The sequence below is a fragment of the Halorubrum xinjiangense genome, from assembly GCF_900102375.1.
Lineage (GTDB): Archaea > Halobacteriota > Halobacteria > Halobacteriales > Haloferacaceae > Halorubrum > Halorubrum xinjiangense.
In genome coordinates this window covers 18,648-35,653 of record NZ_FNBO01000018.1, presented here as the reverse complement: position 1 = coordinate 35,653, position 17,006 = coordinate 18,648, and the positions used below count along the sequence as shown (strand labels likewise).

At 70.2% G+C, this 17,006-nt stretch carries 20 protein-coding genes; 8 read left to right on the top strand and 12 right to left on the bottom strand.

Features of this window, described 5'->3' with window-relative positions:
• Window positions 1-82 precede the first annotated feature (82 nt).
• From F3H13_RS15115 to F3H13_RS15100, 4 genes are all read left to right on the top strand, one after another.
• Window positions 83-1,174 (top strand): putative sulfate/molybdate transporter, encoded by a 1,092-nt coding sequence (locus F3H13_RS15115; RefSeq protein ID WP_149799827.1) that lies wholly within the window; start codon window positions 83-85, stop codon window positions 1,172-1,174.
• Between the two features lie 544 nt (window positions 1,175-1,718).
• Window positions 1,719-2,048, top strand: a complete 330-nt coding sequence (locus tag F3H13_RS15110) for a transcription factor S (protein WP_149799826.1) — start codon at window positions 1,719-1,721, stop codon at window positions 2,046-2,048.
• 4 nt (window positions 2,049-2,052) lie between these two features.
• The gene (locus F3H13_RS15105; protein ID WP_149799825.1) at window positions 2,053-2,577 is read left to right on the top strand and encodes a hypothetical protein; all 525 of its coding nucleotides are present in this window, start codon (window positions 2,053-2,055) and stop codon (window positions 2,575-2,577) included.
• Window positions 2,578-2,791: 214 nt separating this feature from the next.
• Window positions 2,792-4,036 carry a glycosyltransferase family 2 protein gene (locus tag F3H13_RS15100; RefSeq protein WP_149799824.1) on the top strand — a complete coding sequence of 415 codons (1,245 nt, stop codon included), beginning with the start codon at window positions 2,792-2,794 and terminating at the stop codon, window positions 4,034-4,036.
• 20 nt (window positions 4,037-4,056) lie between these two features.
• Here the strand turns inward: F3H13_RS15100 and F3H13_RS15095 are convergent, their stop codons facing one another.
• From F3H13_RS15095 to F3H13_RS15080, 4 genes are all read right to left on the bottom strand, one after another.
• The gene (locus F3H13_RS15095) at window positions 4,057-4,707 is read right to left on the bottom strand and encodes an alpha/beta hydrolase (protein WP_149799823.1); all 651 of its coding nucleotides are present in this window, start codon (window positions 4,705-4,707) and stop codon (window positions 4,057-4,059) included.
• Window positions 4,708-4,758: 51 nt separating this feature from the next.
• Window positions 4,759-5,157 (bottom strand): DUF5778 family protein, encoded by a 399-nt coding sequence (locus F3H13_RS15090; RefSeq protein WP_149799822.1) that lies wholly within the window; start codon window positions 5,155-5,157, stop codon window positions 4,759-4,761.
• A 71-nt stretch (window positions 5,158-5,228) separates the two neighbouring features.
• The gene (locus F3H13_RS15085) at window positions 5,229-6,185 is read right to left on the bottom strand and encodes an HhH-GPD family protein (RefSeq protein ID WP_149799821.1); all 957 of its coding nucleotides are present in this window, start codon (window positions 6,183-6,185) and stop codon (window positions 5,229-5,231) included.
• A gap of 24 nt (window positions 6,186-6,209) precedes the next feature.
• Window positions 6,210-6,893 carry a DUF7384 family protein gene (locus F3H13_RS15080; protein ID WP_149799820.1) on the bottom strand — a complete coding sequence of 228 codons (684 nt, stop codon included), beginning with the start codon at window positions 6,891-6,893 and terminating at the stop codon, window positions 6,210-6,212.
• A gap of 194 nt (window positions 6,894-7,087) precedes the next feature.
• Here F3H13_RS15080 and dpsA point away from each other — a divergent pair, with 194 nt between their 5' ends.
• Window positions 7,088-7,636 (top strand): DNA starvation/stationary phase protection protein DpsA, encoded by a 549-nt coding sequence (gene dpsA / locus F3H13_RS15075; RefSeq protein WP_149799819.1) that lies wholly within the window; start codon window positions 7,088-7,090, stop codon window positions 7,634-7,636.
• 102 nt (window positions 7,637-7,738) lie between these two features.
• Here dpsA and F3H13_RS15070 read toward each other — a convergent pair whose 3' ends face one another.
• The 4 genes from F3H13_RS15070 to F3H13_RS15055 all read right to left on the bottom strand — a co-directional run bounded on the left by F3H13_RS15070 (window position 7,739) and on the right by F3H13_RS15055 (window position 9,794).
• Complete coding sequence (locus tag F3H13_RS15070) at window positions 7,739-8,287, bottom strand: DUF1684 domain-containing protein (RefSeq protein ID WP_149799818.1); 549 nt, start codon at window positions 8,285-8,287, stop codon at window positions 7,739-7,741.
• A 67-nt stretch (window positions 8,288-8,354) separates the two neighbouring features.
• Complete coding sequence (locus F3H13_RS15065) at window positions 8,355-9,056, bottom strand: helix-turn-helix domain-containing protein (RefSeq protein WP_149799817.1); 702 nt, start codon at window positions 9,054-9,056, stop codon at window positions 8,355-8,357.
• Window positions 9,057-9,120: 64 nt separating this feature from the next.
• On the bottom strand, window positions 9,121-9,399 hold the full coding sequence (locus F3H13_RS15060; RefSeq protein ID WP_149799816.1) for a DUF7521 family protein: 279 nt from the start codon (window positions 9,397-9,399) through the stop codon (window positions 9,121-9,123).
• Window positions 9,396-9,794, bottom strand: coding sequence for an ArsR/SmtB family transcription factor (locus F3H13_RS15055; protein ID WP_149799815.1), 399 nt, complete (start codon window positions 9,792-9,794; stop codon window positions 9,396-9,398). Before F3H13_RS15055 ends, F3H13_RS15060 begins: the two co-directional genes overlap by 4 nt.
• Before the next feature lie 194 nt (window positions 9,795-9,988).
• On the opposite strand from F3H13_RS15055, the gene F3H13_RS15050 reads away from it, so the two are divergent.
• The 3 genes from F3H13_RS15050 to rnhB all read left to right on the top strand — a co-directional run bounded on the left by F3H13_RS15050 (window position 9,989) and on the right by rnhB (window position 12,902).
• Window positions 9,989-11,626: a potassium channel family protein gene (locus F3H13_RS15050; protein ID WP_149799814.1), complete on the top strand. Its 1,638-nt coding sequence runs from the start codon at window positions 9,989-9,991 to the stop codon at window positions 11,624-11,626.
• Between the two features lie 140 nt (window positions 11,627-11,766).
• Window positions 11,767-12,138 (top strand): 30S ribosomal protein S8e, encoded by a 372-nt coding sequence (locus tag F3H13_RS15045; RefSeq protein WP_149799813.1) that lies wholly within the window; start codon window positions 11,767-11,769, stop codon window positions 12,136-12,138.
• 50 nt (window positions 12,139-12,188) lie between these two features.
• Window positions 12,189-12,902 carry a ribonuclease HII gene (gene rnhB / locus F3H13_RS15040; RefSeq protein ID WP_149799812.1) on the top strand — a complete coding sequence of 238 codons (714 nt, stop codon included), beginning with the start codon at window positions 12,189-12,191 and terminating at the stop codon, window positions 12,900-12,902.
• A gap of 31 nt (window positions 12,903-12,933) precedes the next feature.
• Here rnhB and F3H13_RS15035 read toward each other — a convergent pair whose 3' ends face one another.
• The 4 genes from F3H13_RS15035 to secF form a co-directional block, all read right to left on the bottom strand.
• Window positions 12,934-13,635, bottom strand: coding sequence for a TMEM165/GDT1 family protein (locus F3H13_RS15035; protein WP_149799811.1), 702 nt, complete (start codon window positions 13,633-13,635; stop codon window positions 12,934-12,936).
• Window positions 13,632-14,336 carry a metal-dependent transcriptional regulator gene (locus F3H13_RS15030; RefSeq protein ID WP_149799810.1) on the bottom strand — a complete coding sequence of 235 codons (705 nt, stop codon included), beginning with the start codon at window positions 14,334-14,336 and terminating at the stop codon, window positions 13,632-13,634. Before F3H13_RS15030 ends, F3H13_RS15035 begins: the two co-directional genes overlap by 4 nt.
• 183 nt (window positions 14,337-14,519) lie before the next feature.
• Window positions 14,520-16,112 (bottom strand): preprotein translocase subunit SecD, encoded by a 1,593-nt coding sequence (locus tag F3H13_RS15025; RefSeq protein ID WP_149799809.1) that lies wholly within the window; start codon window positions 16,110-16,112, stop codon window positions 14,520-14,522.
• Entirely contained in the window at window positions 16,112-16,996 is an 885-nt protein-coding gene (gene secF / locus F3H13_RS15020; protein WP_149799808.1) for a protein translocase subunit SecF, read from the bottom strand. Before secF ends, F3H13_RS15025 begins: the two co-directional genes overlap by 1 nt.
• Window positions 16,997-17,006: the final 10 nt, after the last annotated feature.

Below are 17,006 nucleotides of genomic sequence, written 5' to 3'. Positions count from 1 at the left end.
GTGGTATCGTTCGGACGATCGGGTACCCCCCAGCGATTTCTGAACACGTTCAAGCCCGGTCGGCCGATACTGCGTCTGTCTCGTGAGAATATACGGTTCGACGGATCGGCAGTCGGTCGAGTTCGGGTCGGGAGCGGTCACCGGCGCGATAGGGGATTCGATTACGGTCATCCCGCTCGTCGTCGCGCTGGCGCTGCTGACCGACGTCTCGCTGCCGCACGCGCTCGTCGCGTTCGGGGCGTTCCAGGTCGTCTGGGGGGTCCGGTACGGGCTGCCGGTGTCGGTCGAGCCGATGAAGGCGCTGGCCGCGCTCGCCATCGCGGGCGCGCTCACCTACGCCGAACTCGCGCTCGCGGGGGTGATCCTCGGCGTCCTTCTCCTCGCGATCGGACTCACCGGAACGCTCGCGTACGTGGAGCGCTGGATCGGCGAGCCGGTCATCCGCGGCGTCCAGTTCGCGGTGGGGCTCGTGCTTTTGGAAACGGGGATCGGCCTCGCGGTCGACGACCCGCTCGTGGCGCTCGTCGGGGTCGCGATCGCGGCCGTGTCCGCGCTCGCGGGCCACGGGAAGGCGAGCGCGCTGGCCGTCGCCCTCGTCGGCGTCGCGACCGCGCTCGTCGTCGCCGGAATCCCGGCTCCCAGACTGCCCGGCGCGCCCCCGACGCCGGGGCTCGGCGCGGCGCTCACGCGGGCCACCTTCGACGGCGTGGTCGCGCAGCTGGCGATGACGATCGGCAACGCCGCCTTGGCGACCTCGCTCCTCTTCTCGGACCTGCTCGACGCGGAGGTCACGCCCGACGAGCTGTCGACGACGATGGGCGTCACGAACCTGATCGCGGTGCCGCTCGGCGGGATCCCCATGTGTCACGGCTGCGACGGGGTCGCCGGGAAGTACGCGTTCGGCGCGCGCACCGGCGGTGCGAACGTCGTCCTCGGCGCCGGCTACCTCGTCGCCGCGCTTTTCGCCACCCCCGCGCTGATCGCGGCGTTTCCGCTGGCGATGCTCGGCGCCCTCCTCGCGATCGTCGCCGTCTCCTTAGCGCGCAACGTCACCGACTCGGGGAACCGCGCGCTCTCGGTCGGAATCGGGCTCCTCGCGCTCGCGACGAACCTCGGCGTCGCGTTCCTCGTCGGGATCGCCGTCCACCTCGCGATAGAGCGGATCGGCGGATAACGGGCCAGTGAGAGGAGTTCATTTATAAATGAGATGCGGCGGCGCGTGCCTCCGAGCGCCTGGAGGGCGCGAGGAGCACGCGCGAGGGAGTCAGTCGCCGGAGCGAAGCGGAGGCGACTGACGAGGCTGGGGAGGCGTGGGGTGCGGGGCTGTGCGGGGTGGGACTCAAAGGGGCAGCCGGGAGGTGGGCGCAGGCGACGTAAGCACCGCAACGAGGGAGCGAACGCAGTGAGCGACCGAGTGAGGAGCGCAGCGAGCGTGCGCCCACCTCCCGGCTGGGGCTTTGGAGCCGTTCGCGGTCGATACTCGGTGACTTATTTATAAACAAGCGGCTGAGACTTCGGAGGTGTTCTCTGTCGATCCCCAGTCGGCTATTTATAAACGAGCGGCTGGGGCTTTGGAGGTGTTCACCGCGACAAGATCCACCTCCGGGTCGACTGCGACCTCGCTACCGCCACACCAACATAGTTCCACGTCATCATACCCCACGTATTCGACCGTACCCGCCGAAGCTAAACCGCTCAATCACGTACCGAACACGTATATGCAGTTCTGTGACGACTGCGGCTCGATGATGGTCTCTCGCGACGGGGAGATGGTGTGTCAGAACGACGACTGCGGCGCCACGACCGAGCGCGACGAGGCGCTCGCCGCCGAGTTCGAGTCGACGACGGAACAGACCGGCGACGAGGTGATCGAGACGGAGGAGGGCGCGAACTTCGAGGGGAAGCCGACCGCCACCGATGTCGTCTGCGACGAGTGCGGGCACGGCGAGGCGTGGTACACGATCAAACAGACCGGAGCCGCCGACGAGCCGCCGACGCGCTTCTTTAAATGCAAGGAGTGCGGCCACCGCTGGCGGGGGTACAACTGACCGGATGGCACCGGGAGCCCGCCGGAACCGGACCGTCCGCGCGCTCGCCGCGCTCGCGCTCGTCGTCCCGGTCGCCTTCCTCGTCGGCCGCGCCGTCGGCTTCTGGCGCGTCAGGCTCGCGGTCGGCAGACTGCTCGCGCTGCTGCCGAACGAGGGCGCCCCGGACCACGTTCAGGTGCTGCCGCCGCCGCCGGACGAGTACGCGGGGACGCTCCCGACGAGCCCCGCGGAGACTCGCGAGCGACTCCCCGAGTGCGGCTTCTCCGAACTCGTTCGGGCGTACTTCCACGCGTACGACCGCGACGGGGAGACGGTCCACGAGGTGGGGAGCTTCGTCCACCGCCCCGAGGGGCTCACCGGCGACTGGCAGGTCCACGTCCGGCTGTTCCCCGCTCCGGACGGCGCCACCGAGGTGTGGGCCCACTGGGAGCGGAACCCGTACGTGGCGCCGCTGGCGCACCTACGGATGGAGGGGTACGACCCGGCCCGCGGCGAGCGGATGGCGGCCGAACTGATCGACGACCTCTGACGCGCGCGCCGCGAACGCCCGGGGCGACCGACGGTTCGACCCACGAACTCTCAATTCGGTACCGAATCACACACTAACGCGTATCGTAGCGCCGCTGTCGGTCGATTCGCTCGACTTCGGTCGGATTAAGCGACTAAATTCGGCCCAAACACGACCGAATTCCGCTGTAGCGTTTGGACGGTTCATACGGCTCGGCGCGGGAGGGGGAGACACGATGAACACCGAACGTATCGCACTGGTCGCGGTGACGCTGGCGCTGGTCGTCGGCGCTCTCGCGACGCTGTTCGCACCGACCGTCGTCTCCGGCCCGGGTACCGCTCCCGCGCAGGCGGCCGCCACCACCGCCGTCGCCGACGGCGGGATCGGCTCGCTGTTCGGGATGGCGCTCTGGGGCGTGACACTCCTCTTCGGCGCGACCGCGCTCGTCTGGTTCGTGCTCACGGGGGTCGTGGGCGCGGGCTACGAGGCGCCGCCGAACGAGTACGGCCTCGACAAGATCCAGGTCCGCATCATGACCGTCGACGCCGCCGAGGTCGTTCAGGAGACCGTCGACTCCCTGCCGGAGGGGCTCGACGACGTCCACGTGATCGCGGAGTCGGCCATCGACGTGGACGGGGCGACGGTCCACGTCGTCCCGGAGGAGTTCACGTGTGACGCGGTCCGAAAGGGGCGCGCGCAGGAGTGGGCGCGGCGGGCGCTGGACCCTCAGCGGGAGTTCGTGCTGTACCTCGACGAGGACAGTATCGTGGAGTCGCTCGACGGGCTCCCGGACGCAGACATCGTCCAGCTCCGCGAGAAGCCGCGGCTCACGGGGTCGAACCTCAGCTATCTCGCCGACATGTACCGGATGGGCGTCCAGATCGAACAGCGCGCGTTCGCGCGGCTCTCGATCCCGCTGTTCGCGTGGGGCGGCGGCATCGCGGTCCGCACGGAGGTGGAAGCGAAGACGACGTGGAACCGCGAGACGCTGGTCGAGGACACCGCGTTCGTCTGGGCGGCCTTCCGCGAGCTCGACGTGACGTTCGCGCTGTCGGACGCGGTCTGCCGGAACGAGGCGCCGCCTTCGCTGTACGAGATCCTCCAGCAGCGCCGCCGCTGGGCGGCCGGGAACCTCCAGGCGTCGGCGATGCTCCCGCTGCGGTACGAGCTGCTGACGCGGGTGCGCAACTACGCGTGGGCGCTCTCGCCGATCGTCACCCTGCTCGTCTTCCCCCTGTCGCTTTTGAGCGTGACGATCGCGTACAGCGGACTCTTCTTCGCCGCGTCGATAGGACTGGCGGCGTGTACGCTCGGCTGGTTCCTCCTCGGCGTCGGCTACTACGGCGACGACCACCGCCAGTGGGCGCTGGCGGTCCCGCTGGCGCCGCTTATCACCGTCGTCCACTCGATGGGAACGGTCGCCGGCATCGTCAGCCCGCCCGAGACGTTCCGGGTGACGACGAAGGTCGGGAGCGAGTAGACCGGCCGAAGAGCAACCGTTTATATACCGTCGCGAAGCCGCGGCGCGAGGAACGCGGCCACCCTCTCGCCCACCTCCCCGCTCCGTCCGACGAAGAAGTGGTCGGACTCGAACGCGACCGTCTCGACGTCCAGTTCCCTCGCCCGCTCGACTACCGGTCTCCAGTCGGCGGTCGAGTCGCGCGTCGCGTACAGGATCCGAACCGGAACGCCGCGCTCGACCACCTCGTCGAGCGCGTCGACGGCGTCGACGTCGGGGTTCAGCCGCGCGGTCGGGGCGAGCGCGCAAACGCCCGCGAGTTCGGGCCGCGACGCGGCCGCGACGAGCGCGACCGTGCCGCCGAACGAGAAGCCGAACAGCCCGACGCGGTCGTAGCGGTCGAGCGCCCAGCCGACCGCCGCGTCCGCGTCGGTGGTCTCGCCGTACCCCTCGTCCCAGTCGCCGTAGTCGAACCGGAGGCAGTCGACGCCGCGGTCGGTCAGGGCGTCGCTCGCGGCCGTCAGTCGCTCGTCGCCGCGGTGCCCGCGCTGCTGGGGGTGGGGCGGGCAGGCGACGACGACCGCATCGGCGCGAGACGCGTCGGCGGACTCCTCCCGAGCGCCGTCGCTCGCGGCGGTGTCGAGGGTGGCGCGCACGTCGCGGCCGCCGGGGATCAGGACGGTGTCGCTCACGGGTTTCGGATTCAGTTCGGGTCCGGATTCGACTCTCGTCGTCGCTCCCGCTCAGGGCACCTGCGTCACGCGGTCGACGCCGTCGAGGTCCGCGAGGTCGGCCGCGAGCGCCTCCTGATCGACGGTCGCCTCGTAGTAGAACACGATGTCGAACGTCCCGTCGCGGAGCAGCTGCTGGCACTCCCAGACGAACTCCTCGCCGTCGAGCGTGAGTCCCTGGAACTGGTTCGACGAGAAGTCGGTGTCGTCGTTGCCCGCCTCGATGTACGTCTCGCCTTTCCCCGCGTGGTCGGCGATGACGTCGTTGGCGTCGACCGTCAGCTCGTGCATCTCAAGGTCTTGCTGGCCGTCGAGGTCCGTGTGGACGATACAGCCGAGCAGTTCGATGTCGCCCGGCTCCAGGAGGGCCTTCGTGCGGGTGTACAGGTCCGAGTCGACGGTTTCGCTCATGCGTCTCCCTTCCCGCTCCCGTAATAAACGGGTGACGGTTCTCGGGGCGGCCAGTGGGGCGCGGATCCGTCTCAGCGCCGGAGCGACACGACGACGTCGTCCCCGTCCGCGTTCGTCTCGACCAGCCCGTCGTCGGTGAGGTCGTCGACGAGCCCGCGGAGCCACTCCCGGCCGTGTTCGCCGTCCGGCGCGTAGTCGACGCGGATCCGGTGGCCGAGCGCGTCCAGCGCCATCTCGTCGCGCTCGCCGAGGAGCCGCACGATCCGACCCCGGAACTGCCGACGGCTCCCCTCGAAGCTCGGCTGCTCGGGCACGTCCGGGGCGGTAAAGTCGCCGGTCTGGTAGGCGTGACACCACTCGCGCCAGGGGCAGCCCGCCTCGTCGCAGCGGGGCTTCTTCCCGCAGGCGACCCCGCCGAGCTCCATTATCGCGTTGTTCCAGATTCGAGACGCTCCGGCCGGCATGAGCCGAGACGCCATCTCCTCGAACGCGTCGTCGTCGTCCGGGGCGTCGAACGCGCGGTACAGCACGCGCTTCACGTTGGTGTCGACGACGGCGTCGCCGTTATCGAACGCGAACGACGCCACCGCGTTAGCGGTGTACGGGCCGACGCCCATCAGGTCGCTCAGGCCGTCCGGGTCCTCCGGAAACGCCCCGTCGTGGTCGTCCTCGACCTGCCCGGCCGCCTCGTGGAGGTACTTCGCGCGGTTGTTGTATCCGAGCGAGTGGTCCGACCAGAAGGCGACCACGTCGGCGCGGTCGGCCGCCGCGAGGTCGGCCGTCGTCGGCCACTCGTCGAGGAAGTCCTCCCAGGCGGGCACGACGCGGTCGAGTTGGGTCTGCTGGCTCATCACCTCGCTGACGAGGATCGCGTAGGGGTCCTCCGTGCGGCGCCACGGGAACTCGCGGTGGTCCGCCTCGTACCAGTCCACGAGCGCGTCGCGGACCGCGTCGGGGTCGGCCGGGAGCGCCGGCGAGTCTTCGGGCTCGTCGTCCGCGCCCGCGGTCGCACCGTCCGAGTCGGTCATACCTCCGGTCCGGTCGGCGGCGGTTTATCCGTGCTGGTCCCCGTCGGCGCGGACCGGCTCCATCGTTCGCGGATCGCGGTCGGGGCCGGGGTACTCCCCGCCGACCGCGTCCGGGTACAGCTTCGCGGGGTCGAACACCGTCGCGAACGCGCGCGGCTCTCGGACGCTCACGGCCAGGCGGTCGCGCAGGCCGGCTGCGGCCCCCGGCCCGGTCAGCGACGGGTCGAGGCTCACCACCTGCATCGCGCCGCCGCGGTAGGCGGACGCCAGCGCGGGGTGATCACCCGGCGGCTGCCCGACGGGTTCGCGCCACGCCTCGACCGCGGCCCGCCAGTCCGCCGCCAGCCCGGCGTCGGAAAGCGCCGCGATCACCGCCTCGGCGTCGTCGAGGAGCGGATCGCTGGCGACCAGCGTCGTCCACGCGTGCGACCGCAGCGCGTCGAGCGCCTCGCGGGCGGCGCCGCCGACGAGCAGGTCCGCCGCGAGCGCGTCCGCGTCGGCGACGACGCGGGCGGGACTGGGGTCGACGGGGTCCGCGGGCGCGTCGCCGCCGGCAGAGGGGTCGTCACTCGCAGCTACGTCGCCGCCGGCGGGGTCGTCGTCCCGGTCCGGCGCCGAGCGCACGTCCTCGAGCGCGCGCCGAACGGCCGCCTCGTCGAGGTCGCCGTCGAGCGCGGCCGCGCGCTCGAAGGGGTCGGCGAAGGTCATACCCGTCGGTCGGCGCCGCGGGCGTATCGTCCTTGCGGCCGGGGAACGGACCGCGACCCGCTCTCAGCCGACCGAGAGTCGGCGAGGTAGTCCGCGGACACGCCCGTCATATAACAAAATAATTTTCTAATATTGAAAAAGTAGTTTTCTCAGTAGAAGCTATTAAGTGGGTCGCGCGCGTATGTACAGGTGAAATGAGTACCCAGAAGCAGGCCCGTCAGCGATACGGCGACGTACACGAGAGCGAAGCGCTCCGCGTCCCCGAGGAGAAGGCCGAACAGCTCGTCGACGCGCTCAACAGCGACCTCGCGGCGACGTACGTCCTCTACCACCAGGTCAAGAAGCACCACTGGCTCGTCGAGGGCGCCGAGTTCCTCGGCATCCACGAGTACCTCGGCGAGGTCGCGGCCGACCTCGAGGAGGGCGCCGACGTGCTCGCCGAACGCGCGCAGGCGCTCGGCGGCGTGCCGCTCTCCGGCGGCGCGAACTACGAGGAGCACGCGCCGGTGACCCCCGAGGACGCCGACGCCTACGACATCCGGACGTCGCTGGAACACGACCTCGAGATCTTCGGCGACATCACCGAGCAGCTCCGCGAGCACATCCAGCTCGCCAACAACCTCGGCGACTACAACACCGAAGAGCAGCTCCGCGACCTCCTCGAAGACGTCGAGGAACACGGCCACCACCTCGAGCACTACCTCGAAGACGACACGCTCGTCACGAGCGAGACGCTCGAATAAGCCGCTGCCGCGGCGGACTGCTTCCGGCCCGTTCCGGAGTCCGATGTTCCGATTCTCCGCTTTTTCTGAACCGCCGAGCAGCGCCGCCGGCGATCGTCCTCGCTATGAGTCGAGATCCGGCGCCCGCTCGCCCGCGGGGACGACGATCTCCAGCCAGTTCTCCTCGGGCGGGAGCGGACAGGAGAACGTCTCGCTGTACGCGCAGAAGGGACTGTACGCGAGGTTGAAGTCGATCGTGACGCGGTCGCCGTCCGTGAGCTCTCTGTCGGGTGCCAGCTCCATGTACCGGCCCTGATGGTACGTCTGCTGGCCGGTCGTCTTGTCGCGGAAGGGGACGAAGACCGCCCCGTCGTCGCCCTCCTGTTGGTAGCCCGCGAGCGTGTGTTCCTCCCCGTCGACCTCGAACGCGAACGTGACGATCCGGAGGTACCGCACCGGGTTGCTAGCGGTCGTTTCCATCTCCACGGGCTCGGGGTCCTCGTGGACGGTGACGGTCGCCTCGACCCGGTAGTCGGGGTCCGGCGGGAAGTAGTCGAGTCCGTCGAACTCGTCGCGGTGTTCCGGCGGGATCGGCGACTGCGGGTGGTCGTCGAAGAACTCGTCTTTCTCTCGGCGGTTCGCGCGGAGCTGCTCGGCGTAGTCGTCGCTCATGTCCGGACCGACGAGCGCCGGCGGTTTCAGGGCCGCGATTCGGCCGGCGCCCCGGGCCGCGACGGCCTCACAGCGCCTGGAGGTCCGCGAGGCAGTCGTCGAGGTCGCGGTTCGACGTCGCCAGCGACACCCCGTCGACGCGCGCGAGGTCGGCGGCGTGGTCCCACAGGTCGCCGTCCTCGATCCCGTGGAGGACGACCGCGTTCGGCGTCGGGCTCACCACCCGGAGCGCGACGAGCGGCGACTCGCCGCGCGTCACCCGGGTGAACACGAGCGCGCGGTTCGTCGACTGGCCGTACAGCCGGTAAAACTCCTCGCTGGAGAGGCGCGTGATCGCCTGGATCGAGTCGATGACGGTGTGGCCGTTCACGTGGTCGTGGTCGCCGCGCACGATCTCCGTCGCCCCCATCGCCTCGTAGAACTCCGACAGGGGGACCGCCGTCGAGTACTCGCGGAGGTCGTGGACGATGTCGCTTTCGAACCCGGCGGAGAGCACCCGGGCGTGCTGGCGGATGCGCCCGCCGCCGCGGCGCTCGTCGATGTCGAGCAGCCCCTCGACGGTCCGGCGAACGACGCCGATCCCGGGGCTCTCGCGGCGACCGCTCTCGTAGTCGGAGACGACCGACGAGGAGACGCCGAGCTGGTCGGCCAGCTCCGTCTGCGAGACGTCGAAGTCGGTCCGCCACTTCCGGAGGGTTGCCCCGGGATCGTCGCTCAGCGCGATTTCGCCCGCGATCCGGCGGGAGAGCTCCTCGCGTGCGTCGCTCATGGGGTGAATCGACGGCCGAGCGCCGCAAAAGGGTACCGTTCGTCGCGCGTCGAAAGCCCGCCGCTCACTCGAGGTACAGCGAGTAGACGATGACGGCGAACCCGACCGCCGTGAGGAGGCCGTCGATGGCGATGCCGACCGCGAGGTCGGCGCCGATGATCTGGTGGGAGACGCCGCCCAAAAGCGCTCCGACGGTGACGACGCCGAAGCCGACGCCGAGCTCCCGCAGCGACCGGTCGCCGGTCCGGTCGTACGCGCGGAGCGCGTAGTAGGTGATGCTGCCACCGAGTACCAGGATGGCGGTCTTTGCGACGATGATGGTCAGGTCGATGTAGGGGCTCATGTTTCCTCACGTAGCTCCGACCACAGGTCGGCCAGTCGCTCGTCTCGGGTCCGCTCGGGCCGAGAGAACTCCACGTCGAACTCCCGGCTGTCCGCGTCGCCGTCGTCGCCGCCGTCGACCGAGACGGTGACCGCGTCGAACGACACCGAATACCGCGTCGTGTGCTGCCCGTCCCGCCGGATGTCCGTCGACTCCGACAGCAGGGAGGCGTCGGTGAGCTTCTCCAGCTTCCGGTAGGTCGTCGACAGGGGGATATCGCACTCCTCCGAGAGCTCGCTCGCGGTCTTCGGCTCGGTGAGCGCCGCGACGATCCGACGGGCCGCGTCGTCGGCCAGCGCGTCGAGCACCTCGTCGACCGACGGCGGCTCCGGGTCTCGCGACGGGTCCCGCACCATGGGTGACGGTTCGGCCCCCGGAACTTAAACCATCGAACTTCGGTCCGGCGACGGGACGGTCCCACCGTCTCCGTCCGGTCGTCCCACCGTCTCTGTCCGGTCGTTCGACCTGTGCGCGCGGTCGAGCCGCGGACGCGTCGGTCGAGCGTCGCGAGTCCGCCCGTTTTTGTACGGCCGCGGCGTATCGCGGCTCGATGGACACGTGGAAGCGGCGAGTCGTGTTGTACGCGGTCTTCCTCGGCGTCATGCTCACGTTCACCGCCGTCGCCTACCGGTGGGGAATGCGCGTCTACGAGAACGACCCCCGGACCCTGATCGAGTCGTTCCAGTTCGCGGTCGAGATGTTCACGACGACGGGGTTCGGCGGCGACTCGTCGTCGTGGCAGAGCCAGCAGATGCACGCGTTCGTCGCCGTGATGGACCTGGTCGGGATGATGCTGCTCATCGGCGCGCTCCCCGTCGTCGCGACCCCGCTCCTCGAGTCCGCCTTCTCGACGACCGTCCCCCGCTCGCTGGACACGGAGCTTGAAGACCACGTCGTGGTCGCCTCCGACACCACGCGGTCCGACGCGCTCTTAGACGAGTTCGACTCCGAGGACGTCCCGTACGTGGTCGTCGAACCCGACCCCGACCGGGCGCTGGCGCTGTACGAGGCGGGGCACATGGTGATCCGCGCCGACCCCGAGACGACGGCTGGGCTCGAAAGCGCCCGCCTCGGGGCGGCGCGCGCCCTGGTCACCGACGTCTCCGACCGCGTGGACGCGAGCATCGTCCTCGCCGCGAAGGAGCTCTCGACGGACGTCCGCGCGATAAGCGTCGTCGAGGACCCGAGCCGCGAGCGGTACCACCGCCTCGCCGGCGCGGACGAGGTGCTCTCCCCGCGGTCGCTGCTCGGCGAGAGCCTCGCCTCGAAGGTGACGACGGCGGTGCGGACCGACCTCGACGAGGCGGTCGCCATCGGGGACTCGCTGCGGATCGCGGAGGTGTCGATCCACCACGGGAGCGGCCTCGCCGGGTCGACGCTCGCCGGGAGTCAGATCGGCGAGCGCACCGGCGTCGACGTGATCGGCGCGTGGTTCAACGGGGCGTTCGAGGCGGCGCCCCCGCCGGACGCGACCCTGTCGGCCGGGACCGTCCTCCTCGTCTCGGGGACGGAGGGGCAGGTGGAGCGGCTCGTCGACCTGACCAACTCCGCCGCCCGCCGGTTCGGCGCCGGCGAGACGGTCGTAATCGGGCACGGACAGGTCGGGAAGTCCGTGGTGAACGCCCTCGAAGCGGCCGACCTCCCGGTGACCGTCGTCGACCACGACGGGGGCGAGGCGATCGACGTGGTCGGCGACGCGACGGACCCGGAGACGCTGCGGGAGGCCGGCGTCGCGGACGCGCGCACCGTCGTCCTCGCGCTTCCGGACGACACGACCGCCGAGTTCGCGACGCTCGTGGTGCGCGACCTGGCGCCGAACGTGGAGCTGCTCGCCCGGGTCGCGGACCCCGAGAGCGTGCCGAAGATGCACCGGGCCGGCGCCGACTACGTGCTCTCCCTCTCGACGGTGACCGGTCGGATGTCGGCGTCGGCCGTGCTCACGGACCGGGACGTGCTCTCGCTCGACACGCACGTCGAGGTCGTCAGGACCGAGGCGCCGGCGATGGTCGGGCGCACGGTCGGCGAGGCGGCCGTCCGCGAGACCACCGGCTGTACCGTCATCGCGATCGAGCGCGGCGACGACCTCGTCACCGACGTGGGACAGGAGACCCGGATCGAGCGCGGCGACGAACTCGTCGTCGCCGGCACCGACGAGGGGGTCCGCGCGTTCGAGCGCGCGTTCGCCTGAGTCGGTCGCGCCGCCGTTTCCGCTCTTTCGGCGGCCCGCCCCCGCACCGTCGTTCCCCACCCCTCGGCCGCTCGCCCTCGAACCGTCTCCTGCCGGGGCGAGTCGAACGCTTCAAGTATTCGCTGGCTGTTCATACCCGTATGAAAGACCAGGGACGCTCCGCGCGCAAGCGGACCGGCGGCCGACTCAAGCACGCCTCGAACAAGAAGCGCCACCAGCTCGGCCGCGAGCCCGCCGAGACGACGGTCGGCGAGACCCGCCTCCAGTACATCGACTCCCGCGGCACGGGCAAGAAGGTCCGCGCCCTCTCGACGAACGTCGCGCAGGTCGCCGCCGACGGCGAGGTCAGCGAGGCCGAGATCGAGAACGTCGCCGACAACCCCGCGAACGTCAACTACGCCCGCCGGAACATCGTCACCAAGGGCGCCATCATCGAGACGTCCGCCGGCCGCGCCCGCGTCACCTCCCGCCCCGGTCAGACCGGGCAGGTCAACGCGGTCCTGCTCGACTGAGGTCGCGCCATTTCTGAAGGTATTTCTCCCCGCACGTCCACCAGCCACGCGTGTACCTCGGCGTCGACGAAGCCGGCAAGGGGCCAGCGCTCGGACCGATGGTCGCGGCCGCGGTGATCGCCGCCCCGGCGAGCCTCCCGGCCGACGTGGACGACTCGAAGCGGATCGCGCCGGCTCGGCGCGAGGAGATGGCCGCGGCGCTCAGCGACGACCCGGACGTCGCCGTCGGCGTCGCCCGCGTCGAGCCCGCCGAGATCGACCGCCCGGATACCGACATGAACACGCTCACCGTCCGCGGGCAGGCGCGTGCGGCGCGAATCGCACTTTCCGGGAGCGTCGCGTCCGCTCTCGACGAGCCGGTCCGCGTCGTCGCGGACGCGGGCGACACCAGCGAGGAGCGGTTCGCGCGCCGCCTCCGCGAGTTCGTCGAGGGGGACGGCGAGGACGAAACCTCGGAAGACGGCGACCCGCTCCCGTCGGTCACCGTGACGGCCGCGCACGGCGCCGACGCGGACGACCCCGTCGTCGGTGCCGCGAGCGTCGTGGCCAAGGTGGCCCGCGACCGGCGGATGGCCGCGATCGACGCCGCGTACCCCGAGTACGACGACCTCGGAAGCGGCTACCCGAGCGACCCGGCCACCCGGACGTTCCTCCGCGAGTACGTCGCCGAGACCGGCGACCTCCCGGACTGCGCCCGGCGGTCGTGGGCGACCTGTGACGACGTCCTCGCGGCCGCCGAGCAGTCGGCGCTCGACGAGTTCTGAGCCCGAAGCGGGGGTCCGCAAAGCGCCGCGCTCAGAAGAGCCCGGCCGCGAGGCCGCCGACCGCTCCGACGAACGCCTCCCACACCGAGAAGCCGGTCGCGATGGCCAGCACGGTGTCGGCGCCGAAGAAGGCGAAAAGCAGCGCGGAGCCGAGGTGCGCGAGCCGCATGTCGACCCGGCCGGCGAACTTGTGGAAGAAGTACGCGTTCGCGAGGCTCACCGGGATGATCGCGAGCATCTCGCCGACCCAGATGGCGGAGGTCGCGCCGTACTGGACCGCCAGCCCGATGGTGACGAGCTGGGTCTTGTCGCCGAACTCCCCGGTCGCGGTGAGCGCGAAGATCGGGAGGAAGCCGCCGAGCGACCCCGAGTAGCGGTCGAGCCGTCCCGGGAGCGAGAGGTCGTCGAAGGCGGCCATCCCGCCGTCCGTGCGCTGCCCCTCGGGGCTCGTTCCGCGGGGCGGCGCGGAGCGGTACAGGAGGGCCGCGAAGACGAAGAACAGCGCCGCGGTCACGACGTCGAGCGCGAGCGGCGGCAGCGCCGACTGGAGCGCCCGTCCGAACGCGATCTCGACGGCCGTCCAGCCGGCGAACGCGGAGCCCGCGGCGGCGACGACGATCTTCGGGTCGTACTTCGTCGCGAGCCCGGCGATCATCAGCTGGACCTTCTCGCCCGGCAACACCGCGAGCTGGGCGGCGAACGCGATGACGACGAGCTCGGCGTAGCCGGTCATGCGTCGCTCGCCTCCTGCCCGTCGCTCGCGGCGCCCGACTCCGCGGCGCGGCGGACGTACACGCGGTCGGCGACCGCCTCCGGCAGCCCGTGTTCGTCCCCGTCGCTCGTCCGGACGGTGACCAGCCCGAAAGAGGTCACGTCGACGACCTCGACGGTCGTCTCCGGGGTGATCCCCGCGTCGACGAGGAACTCCAACACGTCGGGATCACGGTCGCTGATTCGGGCGACGGTCCCCCGTTCTCCGGGAGCTAACGCCGCGACGAGCGTCGCCCCGGCGTCCTCCGGCGTCGACAGGTCGGCCGGGGGGATCGGGTCGCCGTGCGGGTCGGCCGCGGGGTAGTCGAGGACGCGCTCGACGCGACGCGTGAACTCCTCGCTGACGTGGTGTTCGAGCGCGTCGGCCTCGTCGTGCACCTCGGTGGGCTCGTAGTCCAACTGCTCGGCGAGGAACGCCTCGATCAGGCGGTGTCGGCGCACGACCTCCAGCGCCGCGACCTCGCCGGCGGGCGTGAGCTCGACGCCTTTGTACTTCTCGCGGGAGAGCAGTCCGCGGTCGGAGAGCGTCTCCACCATGCTCGTCACGGTCGCGGGGGTCTTATCGAGCGCCTCCGCGATCTGCGAGGTCGAGACGGGCGGCCCCGCCCGCGACTCGATCCGATAGATCGCCTTGAGATAATCCTCGACGGCGTCGGTTGGCATACCTGGTTTTGACCAGTCTAAATTAATAGTTTGTCGGGTCGTTGCTCAGTTCCCGACGGAGCCAACCGCGGCGGCCGGCTCGGGATCACGAACGAGAAAAATACCACTCAGAGCGGGAGGCAACTGATCGAACGTCGGATTGCGTCGAAAAGCGGCCGGCCGAGCGGCCGATCCGAGTCCGGCTTACCTGACTGTCAGTAGGCGACGAAGTATGTCGCCGTACGCGGGCCGGGTGACCAGCACGCCGATCAGCACGCCGAGGATCGTGAAGATGGCGAACCCGGAGAGGTCGCCGAGCGACAGCACCATCAGCGGCGACATCGCGATGATCGTCGTGGCCGCGGCGGCGCCGATGACCCAGAACGCCTGCCGGAACCGGGAGTCGAACACCGTCCGGGAGCTCACGTCGCCCTCGCTCATCACCTGATCGGCGATGATGACGAGGTCGTCGACGCCGGTCCCGACCACCGCGATGAAGCCGGCGATCACCGCCAGCTCCAGGGGGTACCCGAGCAGCGCCGCGAACCCGAGCAGGGCGTACACCTCGGCCAGCGCCGTGACGATCATCGGCAGGGCGACCCGCGGCTCGCGGTAGCGGAGGAACACCATCCCGGCGACGGCGAACACCGAGAGGACCCCGATGATCAGCGAGTACGTCCGGAAGTTCTCCCCCTGCGAGGCCGAGATGGAGGAGGACGTGCCCTCGCCGCTGATGTCGAGGTCGGCCGGGAGCGCGCCGGCGCGGAGGTTCAGCGAGATGGTCTGCGCCTCGGTGAACTCCCCGGTTGTGAGCCGGAAGTTCCCGGTCTCGGCCCACGACCCCTGCGCCATGCTGTCGGCGAGGCCGGGGTCCATCCCGAAGGAGTTGACGACCTCGCCGTCGACGACGAGCAGGAGACACGGGTTCGAGTTTCCGATCTCACCGGTTTCCTCGTCGTAGCCGCAGCGATCCGTCTGCGTCTGGTACGCGTCGGGGAAGCCGCGCTGAACCACGGCGTCCTGGAAGCTGTGCGCCGGCGACTGGCCGTCCTCGGCGGTGTTGCGCACCGTGACGGGCACGTACGCGCCCGTTCCCTGGTCGCTCTGGGCCGCGGTCCCGATCTCCTCGAAGTCGTCCTGAATCAGCGTCCCCTCCTGAACGGCGGTCCCGTTCCCGTCGGGGTAGGCGATGTCGATCCGGACGGTCCCGCGCTCTTCGAGCAGGTCGATCACCTCCTGGCGACCCTCGCCCGGCACCTCGACGAGGATGAAGTACTCGCCGGTGATCGACTGGACCTGTTGGACGCTGCCGCCGGAGAGGCCCGCCTCGTTGATCTTCCCTTGGATGACGCTCATCGTCTCGTCGCGCGTCCGCTGGGTGACACCCGAGCGAACGTCCCCGTACTCGTAGCCGGCGGCGTCCATCGCCGCGCGGAACTGGGACTCGGTCACGGACGGCTCCGTGACCTCCACCGCGCTCTCCTCCGGGACGGCCCCGACGTCGCGGGTCGAGGCGTTGTCCAACTCTGTCGCGACCGCCTCCGCGACGGTCCCCGGCGTGTCACCGCCGAGGGCGACGTCGGTGGCGGTGTACCCCGAAAGCGGCGCGCGGACGCGCGTCCCGCCCGCCAAGTCGAGCCCGTACTGGAGATTCGTGACTCCTTGTTGGGCCTCGCTCGCGCTCTCGCCGGGCGCGGGCTCCGGCCCGAACCCGGGGCCGAACAACGCCACCGTCGACCCGAGCACGACGACGACGAGCAGCAGGATCCGCCAATTCTTTTTGATCGGTTCGAGCATTACCGCGCCACCCCCTCGAACTTGTACCAGCGAAGCAGCGAGACGTTCATCAGGTACGTGTTCATCAGGTCGGCGCAGAGCCCGACCGAGAGGATGATCCCGATGTCACGGAGCAGGCCGATCCCGAACAGCGAGGCGACGATGGCCATCACGACCATCGCCGCGATGGAAGTGAGCGTCATCGTCACCCCGGTCCGCATCGCGCGGCTGACCGACTCGTAGAACTCGCCGGTCCGGCGCAACACGGAGTCGTTCAACAGGATGTCGGAGTCGACGCTGTACCCGATGATCATCAAAAGCGCCGCGATCGTCCCGAGCGTCATCTGGATGCCGAGCAGGTTCATCGCCGCGATCGGGATAACGAGGTCGGAGAACGCGGACGCGACGACCGCGACCGAGGGGACGAACGTCCGGAACAGCGCGAACACGAGCACGCTCATCCCGAGGAACGCGAGCCCCACGCCGAAGAGGGCGGTCCGCGCGGTGTCGCTCGCGAAGCTCGGCGACACCTGGTCGACGGCGGTCGTGGTCAGCCCCGCGGCGTCCGCCTGATCTTGGAGGTCGTTCGCGAGCCCCTCCGGGTCGTCCTCGGCCGCCTGGAAGGTGACGACGACGACGTCGTCGCCCGGGATCGTCCGGACCGAGTCGGGCTGCCGGTCGAAGGCCGTCTGAATCTGCTGTTCGACGTCGCCGTTCGCCTCGTCCGCGATCCGCAGCTCGACGCCGCCGGTGAACTCCAGTCCGAGGTTCGCCGGCGCACCGGTGGCGACGACCCACCCGCCAATAATCGCCAGCGCGAGGACCAGAAACGCGAGCGGCACCGCCGCGAGCTGCCGGTTCGAATAGTCGGTGTAGTTGACCTTCGGCACCTCGATCGCTACCATAAACACCGCT